13 protein-coding genes are annotated in these 17,068 nt (G+C 64.8%); 5 read left to right on the forward strand and 8 right to left on the reverse strand.

Annotation, left to right across the window (positions count from 1 at the left end):
• Window positions 1-8: 8 nt before the first annotated feature.
• The gene (gene ftsZ / locus IP68_RS06010; RefSeq protein WP_054134055.1) at window positions 9-1,448 is read left to right on the forward strand and encodes a cell division protein FtsZ; all 1,440 of its coding nucleotides are present in this window, start codon (window positions 9-11) and stop codon (window positions 1,446-1,448) included.
• A gap of 144 nt (window positions 1,449-1,592) precedes the next feature.
• A complete protein-coding gene (locus tag IP68_RS06015; RefSeq protein WP_197275740.1) occupies window positions 1,593-3,995 on the forward strand; it encodes an SPOR domain-containing protein in 2,403 nt (800 codons plus the stop codon).
• Between the two features lie 13 nt (window positions 3,996-4,008).
• Here IP68_RS06015 and IP68_RS06020 read toward each other — a convergent pair whose 3' ends face one another.
• From IP68_RS06020 to IP68_RS06030, 3 genes are all read right to left on the reverse strand, one after another.
• Window positions 4,009-5,253 (reverse strand): AarF/ABC1/UbiB kinase family protein, encoded by a 1,245-nt coding sequence (locus tag IP68_RS06020; protein WP_082382195.1) that lies wholly within the window; start codon window positions 5,251-5,253, stop codon window positions 4,009-4,011.
• Window positions 5,254-5,419: 166 nt separating this feature from the next.
• The gene (locus tag IP68_RS06025; RefSeq protein WP_054134058.1) at window positions 5,420-6,382 is read right to left on the reverse strand and encodes a radical SAM protein; all 963 of its coding nucleotides are present in this window, start codon (window positions 6,380-6,382) and stop codon (window positions 5,420-5,422) included.
• 46 nt (window positions 6,383-6,428) lie between these two features.
• Window positions 6,429-7,400, reverse strand: a complete 972-nt coding sequence (locus tag IP68_RS06030) for a bile acid:sodium symporter family protein (protein ID WP_054134059.1) — start codon at window positions 7,398-7,400, stop codon at window positions 6,429-6,431.
• Between the two features lie 99 nt (window positions 7,401-7,499).
• Here IP68_RS06030 and IP68_RS06035 point away from each other — a divergent pair, with 99 nt between their 5' ends.
• Complete coding sequence (locus tag IP68_RS06035) at window positions 7,500-8,423, forward strand: glutaminase (RefSeq protein ID WP_054134060.1); 924 nt, start codon at window positions 7,500-7,502, stop codon at window positions 8,421-8,423.
• A 141-nt stretch (window positions 8,424-8,564) separates the two neighbouring features.
• Window positions 8,565-9,053 carry a hypothetical protein gene (locus IP68_RS06040; protein ID WP_054134061.1) on the forward strand — a complete coding sequence of 163 codons (489 nt, stop codon included), beginning with the start codon at window positions 8,565-8,567 and terminating at the stop codon, window positions 9,051-9,053.
• On the opposite strand, the gene IP68_RS06045 is transcribed toward IP68_RS06040, so the two are convergent.
• The gene (locus IP68_RS06045; protein WP_054134062.1) at window positions 9,016-10,065 is read right to left on the reverse strand and encodes a CaiB/BaiF CoA-transferase family protein; all 1,050 of its coding nucleotides are present in this window, start codon (window positions 10,063-10,065) and stop codon (window positions 9,016-9,018) included. The two genes, IP68_RS06040 and IP68_RS06045, sit on opposite strands and share 38 nt — an antisense overlap.
• A gap of 390 nt (window positions 10,066-10,455) precedes the next feature.
• Between IP68_RS06045 and IP68_RS06050 the strand changes: the two genes are divergently transcribed.
• Window positions 10,456-12,945 carry a TonB-dependent receptor gene (locus tag IP68_RS06050; RefSeq protein WP_054134063.1) on the forward strand — a complete coding sequence of 830 codons (2,490 nt, stop codon included), beginning with the start codon at window positions 10,456-10,458 and terminating at the stop codon, window positions 12,943-12,945.
• A 134-nt stretch (window positions 12,946-13,079) separates the two neighbouring features.
• Here the strand turns inward: IP68_RS06050 and IP68_RS06055 are convergent, their stop codons facing one another.
• The 4 genes from IP68_RS06055 to IP68_RS06070 are packed head-to-tail and all read right to left on the reverse strand — an operon-like array spanning window position 13,080 to window position 17,041.
• Entirely contained in the window at window positions 13,080-14,051 is a 972-nt protein-coding gene (locus IP68_RS06055) for a type II secretion system F family protein (protein WP_054134064.1), read from the reverse strand.
• Window positions 14,052-14,096: 45 nt separating this feature from the next.
• Window positions 14,097-15,068 carry a type II secretion system F family protein gene (locus tag IP68_RS06060; protein WP_054134345.1) on the reverse strand — a complete coding sequence of 324 codons (972 nt, stop codon included), beginning with the start codon at window positions 15,066-15,068 and terminating at the stop codon, window positions 14,097-14,099.
• Between the two features lie 57 nt (window positions 15,069-15,125).
• Complete coding sequence (locus tag IP68_RS06065) at window positions 15,126-16,403, reverse strand: P-loop NTPase (RefSeq protein ID WP_054134065.1); 1,278 nt, start codon at window positions 16,401-16,403, stop codon at window positions 15,126-15,128.
• Window positions 16,400-17,041, reverse strand: a complete 642-nt coding sequence (locus tag IP68_RS06070) for a CpaD family pilus assembly protein (protein ID WP_054134066.1) — start codon at window positions 17,039-17,041, stop codon at window positions 16,400-16,402. The genes IP68_RS06065 and IP68_RS06070 overlap by 4 nt, the downstream gene beginning before the upstream one ends.
• Window positions 17,042-17,068 lie beyond the last annotated feature (27 nt).

A 17,068-nucleotide genomic window follows, 5' to 3' on the forward strand; every position in this document is an offset into this window, starting at 1 on the left:
ATTAAGGCATGAGCATCACCATTGGACCGCCCACCGTCGATGAACTGCGTCCGCGGATCGCGGTGATCGGCATCGGCGGCGCAGGCGGCAACGCAATTGCCAACATGATCGCGGCGCATGTGGAAGGCGTCGACTTCATCGTCGCCAACACCGATGCGCAGGCGCTCAACTCGTCGACTGCCGAACAGCGCATCCAGCTTGGCCCCGATGTCACCCAGGGCCTGGGCGCCGGATCGCGTCCCGAAGTCGGCCGCGCGGCGGCGGAAGAAACCGTCGGCGACATCGAGGCGATCCTCGAGGGCACGCACATGTGCTTCATCGCTGCGGGCATGGGCGGCGGCACCGGCACCGGAGCAGCGCCGGTGGTGGCCAAGGCTGCGCGCGATCGCGGCATCCTCACCGTCGGCGTCGTCACCAAGCCGTTCACCTTCGAAGGCACGCGCCGCATGCGCGCGGCTGAAGCGGGTATCGCCGAGCTGCAGAAGAACGTCGACACGCTGATCGTGATCCCCAACCAGAACCTGTTCCTGGTCGCCAACCCCAACACCACCTTCAAGGAAGCCTTCCAGCTTGCCGACGAAGTGCTGCAGCAGGGCGTGCGCTCGATCACCGACCTGATCGTCAACCCCGGCCTCATCAACCTCGACTTTGCCGATATCCGTTCGGTGATGCGCGAGATGGGCAAGGCGATGATGGGCACCGGTGAAGCCGAAGGCGATGGTCGCGCTTTGGAAGCTGCGGAACGCGCTATTGCCAACCCGCTGCTCGACGGCGTTTCGATGAAGGGCGCCAAGGGCGTCATCGTCTCGATCACCGGCGGCGACGACATGCGCCTGATGGAAGTCGACGAAGCGGCCAATCACATCAAGGAACTGGTCGATCCGGATGCCAACATCATCTGGGGCAGCGCGTTCAACCCCGATCTGGAAGGCAAGATCCGCGTGTCGGTGGTTGCCACCGGAATCGATGGCGAAGCCCTGCACAACACTGAAGACTCGCGTCCGTTCTCGCTCGCCCAGGGTGGCACGCGCAGCTTCACCGCACCGGTTGCGGCGCCCGCACCTGCTCCGGCCCCGGCTCCTGCGCCATCCTTCGCTGCAACGCCTGCCCCCGTGGCGGCCGATGCCGCCGAAACGCTGGATCTGGGCGTGGCCGCGCAGTCGCTCGATGATGCCGATGCCGCATCGGCGGGCGACGAACTGCTGCTCGATACCGCCAGCATGGATCCGGTGGACGAGCCGGCGCCCGTGGCTGCTGCTCCTGCTGCAGAAGCCGCTGCGCCTGCCGCCAAGGCTCCGCGCGTGGCAACCGGCGGCGGCACGCTGTTCGAGCGCATGTCGAGCCTGTCGCGCGGCGGCGCCCGCAGTGATGACGAGGATGGCGATGACGGCACCGATGCGCCGCCGCTCAACATCCCGCGCTTTCTGGGCCGCCAGAATAACCAGTAAGCCTGTCGGCCCGCTGCCCCTTTCCGGGCGGCGGGCCCAGGGTTCCCGCAAGCTGTCGAATACGCGCCACGCTCTGCCGTGTGGTGATGCGGGATGCGCTTGCAATCACCTGGTCAAGCGACGACTGACGGGATCAACATGGCATTGACCCGATTTTCCCACTGGCGTTTCCTCGGCTCGGCCGCGACCCTGCTGGCAGCGATGGTTGCCCTGGCACCTTTGCCCCTCCACGCGCAGGAAGAAGGCCCCGATGCGCCCGATGCCGGTGAAGCCGGCTATTCCTCGCTCAATGTCGCGCAGCCCAAGGGCACGCGCGAATTGCAGAACGCGCTGCAGCGGCTCGCGCTCAACCCTGCCGATATCGATGCGCTGATCGACGGGGGCAATGCGGCCTTGCTGCTGGGCGATCCGCAGGCGGCGATCGGCTTTTTCGCGCGCGCCGACGAGATGGCGCCGGGCAATGGCCGGGTGAAGGCGGGATTGGGATCGGGCCTGCTGCTCAACGAAAACCCCTATGAGGCGCTGCGCCTGTTCGAAGAGGCGAAGAAGCTGGGCGTGCCGGAATCGGTGTTCGCGTCGGACCGGGGGCTGGCCTATGACCTGGTCGGCAATTCCGATGCGGCGCAGGCCGATTACGAGCTGGCGCTGCGGCGCGGCGGTGATGACGAGACGATCCGCCGCTATGCCCTCTCGCTGGGTATCTCGGGCGACCGCGCCGCTGCCGAGGCACAGCTCGATCCGCTGCTGCGCAAGCGCGATGCCGCCGCGTGGCGCACCCGCGCGTTCGTGCTCGCGGTGACCGGCGACGCGCAGGGTGCAATCGAGATCGCCGATGCGACCATGCCCAAGCGGATGGCCGCATCGATCGAGCCGTTCTTCCGCTTCATGGGACGGCTGACCCCAGCCCAGCAGGCAGCCGCCGCGCATTTCGGCCAGTTCCCGCAAGCAGCGGCGATCGGCAAGGACGATCCGCGCAACCGCCAATATGCCTCGGCAGGGACCCCGCGGGTCCGCTCGGGCCGCGCCGATGCAGGCTTGATCCCCGCAGGCGAGCCTTTGGGGCCGGGGGCAGACAGCAAGTCGCGCAAGGTCGCCAAGGTAGACAAGTCGCAGCGGCGCAGGCCGGGCAAGCTTTCGAAGAAGGAGCGCGAGGCGATCGCGCTGGCGCAGGCTGAGGCAGCAGCCAGGCCCGTCGCCGTGCAGGCTCGCGCGCCGGGCCCGGTTCCGCCGCCCGATTTGCTGATCCCCGGGCGTGGTAGCCCGGCGCAGATTGCGTCCTCGCAGCCCGCACCGGGCACCGTCCAGCCGCTTCCCGGCCAGTCCCGCCAAGGCCAGTCGCGCCCGGCGCCCGGCACCGTCCAGCCCTTGCCCGGCCAGACGCGATCGGCATCGGCGTCGGCAACGGTCCAGCCGCTGCCCGATTCCTCGCGCGCGTCGTCCGAACCGGTCCAGCCCTCGGTCGCCACCCAGGCACCGGTCCGAGTGGCGCGGGTTCCCCGCACCAGCGGCGGGCAGACCAACGTGGCAGCTCAGGCCCCCCAGGCGCCAACGGCGGCCGATCCAGTTATACGGCAGCCGGCTACGGCCAGCGCGCAGGCCAGCGTGACGCCATCGCCCGTCACGTCGCCGCCCGCCACGCCGCCGCCGGTTGCATCCGGCACGCGGCCAGTGCTGATGGCAGGGATGACCGAACTGCCCAAGCCGGGGTTCAACTCGGTTCCGCCGGTCGGCACCTCCGGTCCGGCGGCGGCGCAGGCCAGCGGTGCCGCGCAGCCCCAGCGTCAGCCACGAGCAGCCGAGCCTTTACCGCCCGCGGTCCAGACCGTGCAAGCAACCCAACCCACTGCGCTTGCATCTGCAGGCAGCGGACAGGGGGGATTTGATCTGGCGCAGATCGGCCAGCAGCCGCGTGCCGCTGCGCCCACCCCTTCGCCGACGCCCGTACCAGCACCGACCCAGTCTGCACCGCCTGCCGCCAATCCGGTCGCGCTCGCGGCGGCGAGCCTGCCGCAAGGTGCCGGGTCGCAGCCAGCGACCCCTGCCGCTGCAGCGCCTGCTCCCGCGCGGGTCAGCCTGTCGTCGGTGATCGCAAGCATCTCGGTTCCGCCCGAAGAACTGGCCCCGGACGAGAACGCGGTCGACATCACCAAGATCAAGCCGCTGCCGCCCAAAGTCGACCCCAAGATCGCCGAGGCCAAGAAGCTGGCGGACAAGAAGGCCGAGGAAAAGAAGGCCGCGGCGAAAAAGGCCGCCGCCAAGCCCGCGCCGCCAAAGCATCCCAAGCGCTACTGGGTGCAGGTCGCAGGTGGCGCCAACCGCGCGGACCTCTCGAAGGAATGGAAGCGGCTGACCGGCGAGGCGCCTGCGCTGTTCAAGGGCAAGCAGGGCTGGTGGACGCCGCTCAACGCCACCAATCGCCTGCTGACCGGGCCGTTCTCAGGCCCCAACGAGGCGCAGTCCTTCGTCAACACGCTGGCCAAGAACAAGCTCTCGGGCTTCAGCTTCACCAGCCCCGAAGGCCAGGAAGTTACCAAGCTGGGCGGCTGACCGCTGCACCGCTCTAGAGCGCGTCGCGGATCAGCCGGTAGACGTTGAGGTTGGCCTTCAGGCGGCTGCCCAGCAGGAATACGCCGCCGATCTTGCGCTGGATGAACAGCGTGTCGACCGGGGGGATCTGCCAGAAGGTCCGTTCCTTGGCAAAGGCCATGCCCTCGTCGCGCAATTCCATCGTCATCTCGTTTGAGGTGAAGTCGAACGGCGCGTCGAGGCGAAGCGGTTCGAATGCGGTGTCGAACATGCCCAGCACCGCGACCTTGTGGTTCTCCGGTGCATCGGGATGCAGCATCCCCAGCGCCAGGCCCCCCTCGCGCATCTGGGCGAGGTCGCGGCTCAGCCCGCCGCGCAACAGGGTACGGTAGGCGTCCGATACCCTGTCAGTCACCACCCGCGTCGCGCCAAAATCGAGCAGCACCAGCCGTCCGGTGGCCGGATCGAAGCGATAGTTGGCAAAATTCGGGTCGGTCTGCATCAGCCGGAAATCGAAAAGCTCGCGCAGCAGCAGCTCGACCGCCAGCCGCACGATGCGGTCGCGCACTTCGGCACCCATCTGGGCGGTGTCCTCGATCGCGATGCTCTCGATATAGTCCATCGCCAGGATGTCGGGCGTGGTGAGGTCCGCATGCAGCGCGGGCACGTGGAAATCGGCGCTGCCGGCGAGCAGTTCGCCGAAGCGGGCAAGATGCGCGGCCTCGTGCGCATAGTCTGCCTCTTCGTGCAGCTGCGCCTTGGCATCGGCCAGCATCGGGTCGATGTCGATCCCCGGAGGCAGCAGCCCGGTGAGCTTGATCAGCGAGGCGACATTGTCGACATCGCTGTCGATGCTCTGGCGCACGCCGGGATATTGCACCTTGATCGCCAGATCGCGGCCGTCGAGCGTACGCGCGCGGTGCACCTGGCCGATCGAGGCGGCGGCGATCGGCTTGAAATCGAAGCTCTTGAAGCGCTTTTCCCAGCCGCGGCCCCAGTTCTGGTTGAGCACGTTGCGCAACTGCCCCTGCGGCATGTGTTGCGCATCGGCGCGCAGGCGGCCCAGGATGTCGGCGAGCTCGGGCGGCAGGAAATCGCCGGTGTCCATCGACATCAACTGGCCGAGCTTCATCGCTGCGCCGCGCATAGTGGCGAGCTTGTCGGCAATCTTGCGCGCATTGGCGGGAGTCAGCAGAAGGTCGCCGACGCTGGGACGCTTGCCCTGCGCCCATTGCTTGGCGCCATCGACCAGCATCGTCCCCGCAATGCCGCCAGCCATGCTGCTGAAACCGGCGAACCGGGCGATGCGGCCGCTGGGGACGGCCTGTCCGGAAGATGAGGCGACGGAACGCGATTTGGGGGGAAGCATGCGGGGTGTTGACCTGTGGGCGTTGGCGGCATCGGGATAGAAGCGTCGCCTGGCTGCTATGTAGGTGGGCGCCCCCCTAGCTGCAACTCGCTCCGCCCAGAACGCAGAAGCGCGCGCAGTGCGGATGGTTGAGCGAGACGCTGCGCGACGCCTCGGCCAATGTCGCCCCCATGTCGAAGCCCGGATCATAGGGCAGCAATGTGCAGGCCGCTACCGTGGGGCGCTCTGCACCCCTGTGCTTCACCACCATCCGGCTGGTCGCGCACATCATCGCATCGGGGCTCTTGCCCAGAATGTCCCAGCATCCGGTGCTGATCTCGGCGATATCGGCGGATGCGTCCATCTCGGGGAACATCACGAAGCTCAGCGGATTGCCGACATCGACCGGCAGGCCGTGTTGCGCGAACAGTGCGGCAAAGCCGGCGCGCGCCCGGGCATCGCTCTCATGCGCCAGATGCCGTCCCGCGACCGCAATGGCAAAGCCGTTCGTCGCCAGCCATTGCAAGCCGTCGATCGCCTTGTCCCAGCTGTTGCCGCCGCGCTCGGCTTCGTGCACGCCCTGGGTGTAATGGTCGAGGCTCACCCGGATGGTCAGCTGGCGTCCATAATGCGCATTCAGCGCCAGCAGCGCATCCTCATGCCGCCGCAACGGGCGCATCGCGTTGGAGAGCACCAAAGTGGCAAATCCGCGCGACAGGCACAATTCGAGGATGGCGATCATGTCCGGGTTCATGAACGGCTCGCCGCCGGTGAAGGCGATCTCGCGGGTGGGGAGCCCCGATGCGGCGATCTCGTCGAGATAGGCGGTGACCTCGGCAAGGCTGAGATAGACCAGCGCATCGTTGCGCGGCGAGCTTTCGATATAGCAGCTCTTGCACGCGAGATTGCACAATGTGCCGGTGTTGAACCACAACGTCTCCAGCCCGGTCATCGCCACGCTGGCGCGCGGCTCGCCCTTGGCGGTGATCAGCGGATCGCGGAACTTTGCCGGGTCCAGCGGCGGAGCGTCGGCGATGGCAAAGGGGCTGGTGGGATCCATCGCCTATCTATCGCTGCGCTCTGGCCGCAGGAAAAGCAAAAAAGCGTCAGGCGTCGCGGGTTTTTGCCAGCCGTGATGCGATGGGTGCAGCAATGATCAGCTGAATCTGGTGATAGATCAGCGCAGGCAGGATCGCGAGGCCCGCCTGCGGCCCTGCGAAAAGGATCGCGGCGAGAGGCGCACCGGTGGCGATGCTTTTCTGCGACCCTGCGAACAACAGGCTGATCCGGTCCGCGCGGGGCAGGGCGATGACCCCGCCCAGCGCCCAGGCAGCGGCGATCGCGATGGCCATCATCACGCAGATGATCGCCGTGAGCGTGCCCAGCACGCCCCAGTCCAGCGCCTGCATCTGGCCGCCTGAGACCGCCGAGCTGAACGCGACATACACCGCAAGGACGATCGCGATCCGGTCGAGCACCGAAAGCAGCGCCTTGTTGCGGCCTGCCCAGGCTCCCAGCCAGCCTTGCGCCAGCTGACCCAGCGCGAAGGGCAGCAGCAGGATGGCCAGGATCCGCAGCACGGTATCGCTACCGATCGCCGCGCCGCCCCCTGCACCGATCAGCAGCGCGACCAGCAGCGGGGTCATGAAGATCCCGGCGAGATTGAGCAGCGCCGATGCCATCACCGATGCCGCGACATTGCCGCCTGCCAGCGACGAGTAGCTGATCGCCGACTGGACAGTCGATGGCAGGATGCCGAGGAACAGTAGCCCGACCACAAGCCCTTCGGGCAGCAGCCCGTCCTGCGCGCTGGCGGCGGCAAGGCCGAGGATCGGCATGAACACGAACACGAAGCCGAACATCACGCTCTGAAGCCGCCAGTTGCGCATCGCGATGACAACCTCTGCCCGCGGCAGGCGCAGGCCGTGCAGGAAGAACAGCAGAAAGATCGCCACCGAGACCGCGTGGCCGGCATACACTGCGGCCTGACCGGTGACCGGCAGCAAGGCGGCCGCCAGAATGGTCGCCATCAGCAACAGCACGAAACGGTCTGGAATGAGGCGCGCGATAATCGACATCCAGACCCCCTGCTATTTTTCTGCCCCCCGTGCAACGACTTGCTTGGCAGGCTATCGGGTGCGACACAGTCGGCAGACAGGCAGCATGGGGGCGGACGGATGGACTGGCAGGCGATCACGGCACGGATCGAGGCAGCGGTCGCGCCGCACATCGGCACCGGCAAGGTGGCGGACTATATCCCCGCGCTCGCCCGGGTGGACCCGGCCAGGTTCGGCATGGCGATCGTCCAGGGCAATGGCGAGATGATCACACTGGGCGACAGCCACGAACCGTTCTCGATCCAGTCGATCTCCAAGGTCTTCACGCTCTCGATGGCGCTCAGGCACTATGGCGAGGAGGTGTGGAACCGGGTGGGACGCGAGCCGACCGGCAGCGCCTTCAATTCCATTGTGCAGCTGGAAAACGAGAAGGGCATTCCGCGCAATCCGCTGATCAATGCTGGCGCGATCGTCGTCACCGACATGCTGGTCGCCGCCAGCAACCGCGATGCGATGGTGCAGGAATTGCTGGCGCGGTTTCACCGGCTGTCGGGCGATGACACCATCGGCATCGACGAGGAGGTGGCGGAATCGGAATCGGCGACCGGATCGCGCAACCGCGCGCTGGCGCACTTCATGGCCGCGTTCGGCAACATGGCCAATCCCGTGGAAGACGCGCTGCACGCCTATTTCCGCCAATGCGCGGTGCGGATGAGCTGCCGCCAGCTGGCGCGCGCGGCTTTGTTCCTGGCGTTTGACGGCTGCGATCCGATCAACCGCGAACAGCTCGTCACCCGCGAGAACTGCCGCCGGATCAACGCGGTGATGATGACCTGCGGCCATTACGACAACAGCGGCGATTTCGCCTATCGCATCGGTCTGCCCGGCAAGAGCGGCGTCGGCGGCGGCATCCTATGCATCGCGCCTGGCCATGGCGCGATCGCGGTCTGGTCACCGGGACTCAACGCCTCGGGCACATCGATGGTCGGCGCAATTGCGCTGGAGGAGCTGGTGGAGGCGACGGGGTGGAGCGTGTTCGGGTGAGAAATACTGGCTGAAACGAATTGGAAAGGTGTAACTGCTTACCTGTCGTGCATGAACGCAATAACGTTGAATATAGCCCAAGAGACTGGATGCGATTGGTCAACTATTGACGATAAAGTCCATCTCTGGCGGGCAAAGTGCATGGATTGCTATACGGACGCCGAGTACGCCGTTTCCGAAACCATCGTCCTTATCCGCAAAGCGTCCGGAGAAACTGCCGGCTTCAAGCCAGGCTATCTTTTTGGGCATAAACTTGCGGAACTAGCGGCAAGCTTTGATCTCCCCAACATCAAAAACATCAAGCGCTCCGGCAAAGCATTACAGGCACTGGAACGCTTTCAGCAGCAGGCAGCGTGGCGCACCACCCTTAATCACGGCGCAATGACCGTTTATGCAAGCCGAGAAGGTTTTTGGCTTGCAGAGTTCAAGATGATCATATTCGCAGATATGGGATCCACCACTACCCGCACGTTTGTCGATGAGGCGCGTGCTCAGGAAATGCTGGTGAGACTGAAATCTTCAGTTCAAAGCCTTGTCAGCAATCTCCAGCATTTTCGCGCAGAGTTGGAGCTTGTCGGCAAAGCACCGAGCATCACCCCATCCGCACCGGTGGCGCCGGGGTCTCGCTGAACCGCGGGGCAGGGGCTGGTTGCAGCATGCCTGCCACTTCCACGAAGGTGCCGCGCTGCTTGTTGTGGGGATGTTCTGGCGCTTCGGTCAGGCTCAGCACCGGGGCGAAGCAGATGTCGGTGTATTCCATGATCGCGCACCATTCGTCGCGGGTCTTGGTGAGGAAAAGGGCGGTGAGCTTGTCCTTGAGCGAGACCCATTGGCGCGGGTCCATCTGGGCGTCGAACGCCGGATCGGTCAGCCCCGCCTTCTCGCGCAGCAGCGCATAGAATTGCGGCTCGATCGATCCGAGCGAGATGTATTTGCCATCGGCGCATTCATAGGTGTCATAGAAATGCGCGCCGGTATCGAGCAGGTTGACGCCGCGCTCGTCGCGCCATTGGCCGTTGGCAAGGAAGGTGTAGGTCATCGCGGAGAGCACCGCAGCGCCATCGGTCATCGCGCAATCGATCACCTGGCCCTTGCCGGTGCTGCGCGCCGACAGGATGCCTGCGAGCATGCCGAACGCCATCATCATGCCGCCGCCGCCGAAATCGCCGACCGCGTTGACCGGCGGCGTCGGCTTCTCGCCTGCGCGGCCATAACTGTGCAGCGCGCCCGACAGCGCGATATAGTTGATGTCGTGGCCGGCTAGCGGGGCGTAGGGACCCGTCTGGCCCCAGCCGGTCATCCGGCCATAGACAAGTGCGGGATTGTCGGCGAGCAGCACATCGGGGCCCAGCCCTAGCCGTTCCATAACCCCGGGACGAAAACCCTCGATCAGGCCGTCGGCTTCGCGGATGAGATCGCGCACCTGCGCAATCCCGTCGGGGCTTTTGAGATCGGCTGCGATCACCTCACGGTTCCGGTTGAGAATATCGCGGTTGCCCGCATCGCCCACCGTGGAGCGGCTCGAAGCGCGCTCGACGCGAACGACTCGGGCGCCATGATCGGCAAGCATCATCGCGGCGAACGGTCCCGGGCCGATGCCCGCCAGCTCGACGATGGTAATTCCCGAAAGCGCTCCGCCCATGTCTCTCACCCGTTTAATTAATCGATTAAAACGTCGCACGCTAACGTCCGTTTTCGGTATTGCAACCCCGATCTGCCGCGGCGTGGTGCTGCACCGCCGTAGCAAATACATCCATATGTGGCGCGAGCGCAACTTACCGTAACGTAAAGCGCCTGCTGCGCCGCAGCATAGCGAGAAATCGCAGTTTTCCGGGCATCCCAGAAACATGCAAAAAGCTGCAGATAGCATTAAAAAATTGCAATCCGGCACGCGTTGTGACAATTTTCTGACTGCACCTTGCATCGCCTGAAGAGCGGTGGGGGCAAAAGAGCAAGATATACACTTTGCTTGTGGGAGAAGAGGATGCGCACTTTGTGGAAGCCCGTGATGGGCTTGCTTTGCACTGTCTCAATGACATCGATGGCTCAGGCGCAGGACGCGCAAGACTCCGATGCGCCTGAGCGGGAAGTCATTATTGTCACCGCCACGCTGCGCGCGGCCGACGTCCAGGACATCCCGATCGCGGTCACTGCGGTCAGCCCGGAACAGCTCGACCGGCAGAACGTTCAGGACATCAAGTCGCTGACCTCGATCTCGCCGAGCTTCAACGTCCAGTCTTCGCAGACCGAAAGCCAGGGCACCTCGATCCGCATTCGCGGCGTCGGCACCACCGGCAACAACACGGGCCTCGAAAGCTCGGTCGGCGTGTTCATCGATGGCGTGTACCAGTCGCGCCCCGGCATCGCGCTGGGCGATCTGCTCGATCTGGAGCGGCTCGAAATCCTGCGCGGGCCGCAGGGAACGCTGTTCGGCCGCAATACTTCGGCAGGTGCACTCAACCTGACCACCAAGCGTCCCAACCTGACCAAGGTGGAAGCATTCGGCAACTTCACCTACGGCAACTATGACTTCTTCAACGTGCAGGCCGGGGTCAGCGTCCCGCTGGTTAACGACCAGCTGGGTCTGCGGGTTTCGGGTGCCTATCGCAAGCGCGACGGCTTCCTGAACAGCGTCGGTGTCCCGGGCGCCGAAAGCAGCAACCGTGACCGCTATGTCATTCGCGGCCAGCTGCTGTGGGAGCCTTCATCCGATATCAGCATCCGCCTGATCGGTGACTATGCCAAGGCGACCGAAAATTGCTGCGACGCGGTGATCGTCCGCGAGACCGAGCTGCAGCCCTTCTTCGCGTTCCACGGCCTGCCCAATGACGGCGTCGCGGTGTTCGGCCAGTCGGCGCTCAACAACCTGCAGACCAACAGCCAGCAGTTCCTCAACAACACCGAGCAGTACGGCTTTTCGGGCGAGCTGAAATGGGATCTTGGCCCGGCGCAGATGACCTATATCGGGTCGTATCGCCACTTCGAGGCGGAGTCGGCGCAGGAATCCGACTTTGTCAGCCTCAACCTGTTCAGCACCGGCCGCGGCTCGACCGCAGCGGCTGGCTTCCCCCGGACCGGTGGCCCGATCAAGACCATGACGCATGAACTGCGCTTCCAGGGCAGCGCCTTCAACGATGCGCTCGATTTCCTGATCGGGGCTTATTATTCGGACGAAAAGATCGACGAGGTCCAGTCGATGACGCTGGGCACCGACTATCAGCGTGCGGTCAGCGCCGGTAACTTCGGCAATCTGGCAGGCGTCAATCCGCTGTTCGCGCTCACCGCGCTGGGCAACGGCGGCGTTCCAGTCAATGCGGCGGGCAACTTCGCGGTCAACCGCTTCCGTCAGGATGCCGAGAGCTTCTCGATCTTCACCCACAACGTGTTCAACATCACCGACAATCTCAGCCTCACTTTGGGTGCGCGCTATGTCGATGAAAAGAAGCAGGGCAGCTTCGACCAGCTGGCGGCAAACTCGCCGGCCTGTCAGGCGATCGTCAACGGCGTGATCACCGGTGCCGTGCCCGCCGCCTTACGCGGCGGCGCGCTGGGCGCGACCTGCTTCCCGTTCGCCACCTCGGTGGGGCTGACTGTCCCCGGTACCGGCGGCACCGTGCTGGCCAGCACCATCCCGGGCCTCCCGCTGCCGCGCGAGTTCAACCGGGTGTTCAAGGATGACGAGCTGACCTACACCGCGCAGATCGCGTACAACACCAACAACGGCTTCCTGGCGTATGCCGGCTTCAGCCACGGCTTCAAGTCGGGCGGTTTCAACCTCGACCCGGCAGCTGCCGCCAACGGAGCCAACCCGGCGTTCAACTCGGAAAAGGTCGATGCCTATGAGGCGGGGATCAAGACCGAGTTCGCCAATGGCCGCATCCGTGCCAACCTGGCGCTGTTCCACATGGACATGACCGACTTCCAGGTGCTCGAATTCACCGGCGTGCAGTTCCAGACGTTCAACGTGGCAGCCGCCAAGTCGACCGGTGCGGAACTGGAAATGTTCGGTCAGTTCGACTCGGGCATCTTGGTCAATCTGGCGGTCACCTATGCCGATGCGCGCTATCCCCGCAACTGCGCCAATGGCGTGGTGGGCAATGCCGCGACGCTGCAGACGGTGCGCAGCCTGTGCGGCGCGGATCTCACCAACGCGCCCAAGTTCACGGGCGTGGCCGGCATCACCTATGACAACCAGATCACCGATTCCGGTTGGAAGATGCTCGCCAACTTCAACATCAACTATTCGGACGACCGCCGCACCAGCACGTCGCCGCTGGATACCAACGGCCTTCCGATCCCGCTCGACATTCAGGAGAGCTATTTCAAGATGAACGCGCGGCTTGGTTTCACCACGCCCGATGACCGCTTCTCGTTCGAACTGTGGGGCACCAACCTCAACAACGAGATCACCCGCGGCATCACCGCCAACACCCCGCTGCGCGGTGGTGCAGGCACCCGCTCGCGCATCGGCTTTGTCGAGGAGCCGCGGATGTACGGTATCACGCTGCGGGCGAAGTACTGATTTGAGAGATTGATGGGGGACACTGGCTGAAGGGGAGCCCCGCAAGGGCAAGATTTCAGCCGGTGTACATCAGTGACCTGGGGCGATTCCGTTATGCGGGATCGCCCCTTTTTTATGTCACGCGATCGGGCGCGTCACTGTTTGGCGAAGGCGTCGGCGATCGAACAGGCTGCCGGACCCAGGATGACGACGAAGAGCGTCGGCAGGATGAACAGGATCAGCGGCACGGTCATGATCGCGGGCAGGCGGGCGGCCTTTTCCTCGGCGCGCATCATGCGCTCGTTGCGGAACTCGGCCGACAGCACACGCAGCGCGGACGCCAATGGCGTGCCGTATTTTTCGGTCTGGATCATGGTGGTGACCACCCCGCGCACCGAGTCCAGTGCCACGCGATAGGCGAGGTTCTCGAACGCCTGGCGCCGTTCGGTGAGGAAGGCAAGCTCGATCGCGGTCAGCGCAAACTCGTCGCCGAGCTCGGGATAGGCGCGGCCCAGTTCCTTGGCGACGCGGTTGAATGCGGCATCGACGGTGAGACCGGCCTCGGCGCAGATCACCAGCAGATCGAGCGCGTCGGGCAGGCCCTTGCGGATGGCATCGGTGCGCTTGGAGATGATGTTCTGCACGAACAGGTCGGGCGCCTTGTAGCTCAGCAGCAGGATGGTCGCGAACAGGCCGAACTTCTTCATCGGCGTCCAGTCGGGGACCAGCACGCCCAGGCCATAGATCAGCAACGCGGCAAGCCCGCCCAGCGCGATCGGCAGCACCATGCGGCCAAAGATGATCGCAACCGCGACATCCTTTGAGCGGATGCCCGCCTGCGCGAGCTTCTGCTGCGCCGATTTGAGCTGCTCGTCCTGCAGCACGCGCAGCGATTGCAGTGTGCTGCGCATCTTGTCGGTGGTGTCGCTCTTGTGGACGATGCGCGTGCGCTTCTTGGCGGTGGATGCGGTGATCCCTGCCTTCAGCTGCTCGCGACGCTCGCTCAGCGCCTTGACCCGCTTGGCCATGGGATCGCGCACGGTGGTGGCGGCATAGATGGCAATCATCACGGCAAGCGTCGCAACCGCTGCAAGCAGCGTGGCGACAAAAATCACGTCGACCCCCATCAGGGTAGGATTGGCTGCGTCAGGCACGGTTCCCTCTTCCCCCGATCAGATTTCGAAACTGACCATTTTGGCCATGATGAAGACGCCGATGCTCATCCAGAGCAGCCCGCCGAGCCCGGCGATCATCAGCCGCTCTTCGCTGAAGAAGCCGGCCAGATATTCGGGGTTCACCCACCAGATCATGATGAACACCAGGAACGGCAGCGATCCCACGATATAGGCCGACGCCTTGGATTCGGACGACAGCGCGCGGATCTTGAGCTTCATCTGCGCACGCGAGCGCAGCACCGCGCCGAGGTTGGACAGCGTTTCGGCAAGGTTGCCGCCTGTCTCGCGCTGGATGGCGAGCGTGATGCAGAAGAAGTTGAATTCGGGCGTCTGCAGGCGGTTGGCGCTTTCCTGCAGCGCATCTTCCATCGAGCGGCCGATCTTGATCCGCTCGGTCACCAGCTTGAACTCCTCGCCCACCGGGCCGGGGATTTCCTTGGCGACGACCTGCAGCGTCTCGGTGACGGGCAGGCCCGAGCGCAGGCCGCGCACCAGCAGATCGATGGCATCGGGAAAGTGCTGGGTGAACTTGTTGAGACGGCGCTTGATGAAATGGCCGACGACCATGTGCGGCAGGCCGAAGCCCAATGCCGATCCGATGAACAGGCTCATCATCAACTGACCCGACCGCATATAGATAAGCAGCGCCACGATCAGCCCGAGGCCGATCACGACCTGACCGAACTGGACGACGGTCCAGCTCTTGCCGGTCATCGCCAGCCTGCGAGCCAGCATCTGGACCTTGGTCAGATCCTCGCCGGCCTGGTTGAACCGCGGCTTGCGGTTGGCGATCGCCTTGCGCATCTGCGCCTCGACCTTGGCGCTGGCATTCTCGCTATAGCGTTCGCGCACGGCCAGAATGCGACGCTGCAGTTCCTTGCGGGCGTTGGGTCCGCCAAACGCCATCGCTATCAGCGCGATAACGCTCAGCAGGCCGCCGGCCAACAGCAATGTCTGCACCATGTTCATGCGCATTCCATCCGCATTGTGGGGCCGCAGCGTTCCTGAAGGACGCCGCGGGCCCGGTTACTTCTTGCCGGGCTTGCTCGGTAGCAGCGACTTGAAGTCGCCGAACTTGCCGAGCAGCGATTTCTTCGCTCCGCCGGTATCCTTCTCGGCAGCGACTTCTTCCTCGGCCATGCCCAGGCAGCGGTCGGTCAGCGACTTCATCACCGCGCCCGCCTTGGTCGACTTGCCCGCCTCACAGAAAGGCTGGCCCAGCTTGGCAGCCTGCGCCGCAGTCTTGGGGTCGGCGGGGATCAGGAAGTCGATCTTGCGTTCGATCGTGGTCTCGAAATCGGCGCGGCTGATCTCCAGCGCGGCCGGCTGCACCTTGTTGGCGACCACCAGCACCCGCGCGGCAGGCGCGTTGCTCTTGAGCCAGGCGAGCAGGCGGATCGCATCGCGTGCCGATGCCAGCGTCAACTCGGTGACCAGCACCGCGATGTTGGTTTCGGACACCAGATGCGGATAATCGATCAGCATCTGGCGCGGCAGATCGACCACGGTGTTTTCGAAGGCGTGGCGGAACTCTTCCTGCAGCTGGAAGAACGCGGTGCCATCGGTGATCAGCGGCGAGCTGATCGGCGCTTCGGCCGAGAGGATCGACAGTTTGTCGTTGGCCTTGATCATTGCGCGTTCGATGAACAGCCCGTCGATGCGGCTCGGATTGTCGATGGCGTCGGTCAGGCCGCGGCCCGGTTCCAGATCCATCGTCAGCGCGCCGGTGCCGAAGTGCAGGTCGAGATCGAGCAGCGCGGTGGTGTGCCCGGCATTCTTGCTGAGCTGCCAGGCGAGCGAGGTTGCGACAGTCGATGCCCCCACGCCGCCGCGGGTGCCGATGACCATGATGCCGACATGCGCGCGCTCGGCGGTGGCTTCACCGGCCTTGGGCGCGTTGAGCATGGCCTGCGCCTGCAGGATGGTGTCGCGGATATGGTCGGGGCCCACGGGCTTGAGCAGATAATCGTGCAGGCCGCTGGCGATGAGATCGCGGTACAGGCGCACGTCGTTGACCTGGCCCATGGCGATCACCACGGTGCCGGGCTCGCAGACTTCCGCCAGCGCGTTGATGTCGTTCAGCGGGTCGCCCGATTCGGACAGGTCGACCAGCAGGATGTTGGGGCTCGCGGTGATCGAGAGCGACTGCACCGCGTTGCGCAGGCCGCCCTTGTTGCACTTCTCAGGCGGCCAGCCCATGTTGATGGCCATCGCGCGGACTATGTCCAGCGTAGGCTCGTCGCAGATATAGGCGGCAAACTGGTCGCGGGTCGCGGCCATGCCAGGCTTCCACGGTGCGTTCACTGCGATCCTCCCTGCTGGGTAGAGCCCTGTTTCAATCCCTGCGCGCCGGTCGGCGGAGCCTCGCGATACTGCTTGATCGCAGCGTCGGAGCGCTGCGTGGCGACCGTGCCGCTGCCCGGCTCGCCGCGCACCAGATCTTCCTTGTTGGCGACCATCGATGCCATGTTGGCATTGACCGAACAGCCGTAGTTGCTGCTGGTCGCGTTGCGATAGTTCATCTCGAGCTTGGTCTGCCAGTCGGGGCAGCCGGGGACGCTGGCGGTGCTGCGCGTCACGACGACGCGGATGGTGCCGGGTGCGATCTCGCCGGTGGTGACCGGGGCGACATCATTGACCAGCAGGCCGTGGCGCGAGGCGGCAGCCTCGACCGCCGACTTGACCACGACGTTGCGGCCCGCCGGATCGTCAACCGCGACGCGATCGCCATAGCCCAGGTCCATCGCCTGGAACCATTCGGCGAGGCGCCTTTGTTCCTGCGTGGGCAGAGAGCCGCCCTGCGCGTTGAGATCGAGCGTGTAGTTCGATCGCGACACGATCGGCTGGTGGACGCTTTCCAGCGAACGGTTGCTGGCCATATTGCCACAGCCGGACAAGGTCAGGACGGCCGCTGCTGCGATGGCTGCATGATAAGCGCGCATTGATAGTCTCCTCAAGGGCGGTCGCTG

Origin of the sequence: Blastomonas sp. AAP25, from assembly GCF_001295965.1 — a bacterium.
Taxonomy (GTDB): Bacteria; Pseudomonadota; Alphaproteobacteria; order Sphingomonadales; family Sphingomonadaceae; genus Blastomonas; species Blastomonas fulva.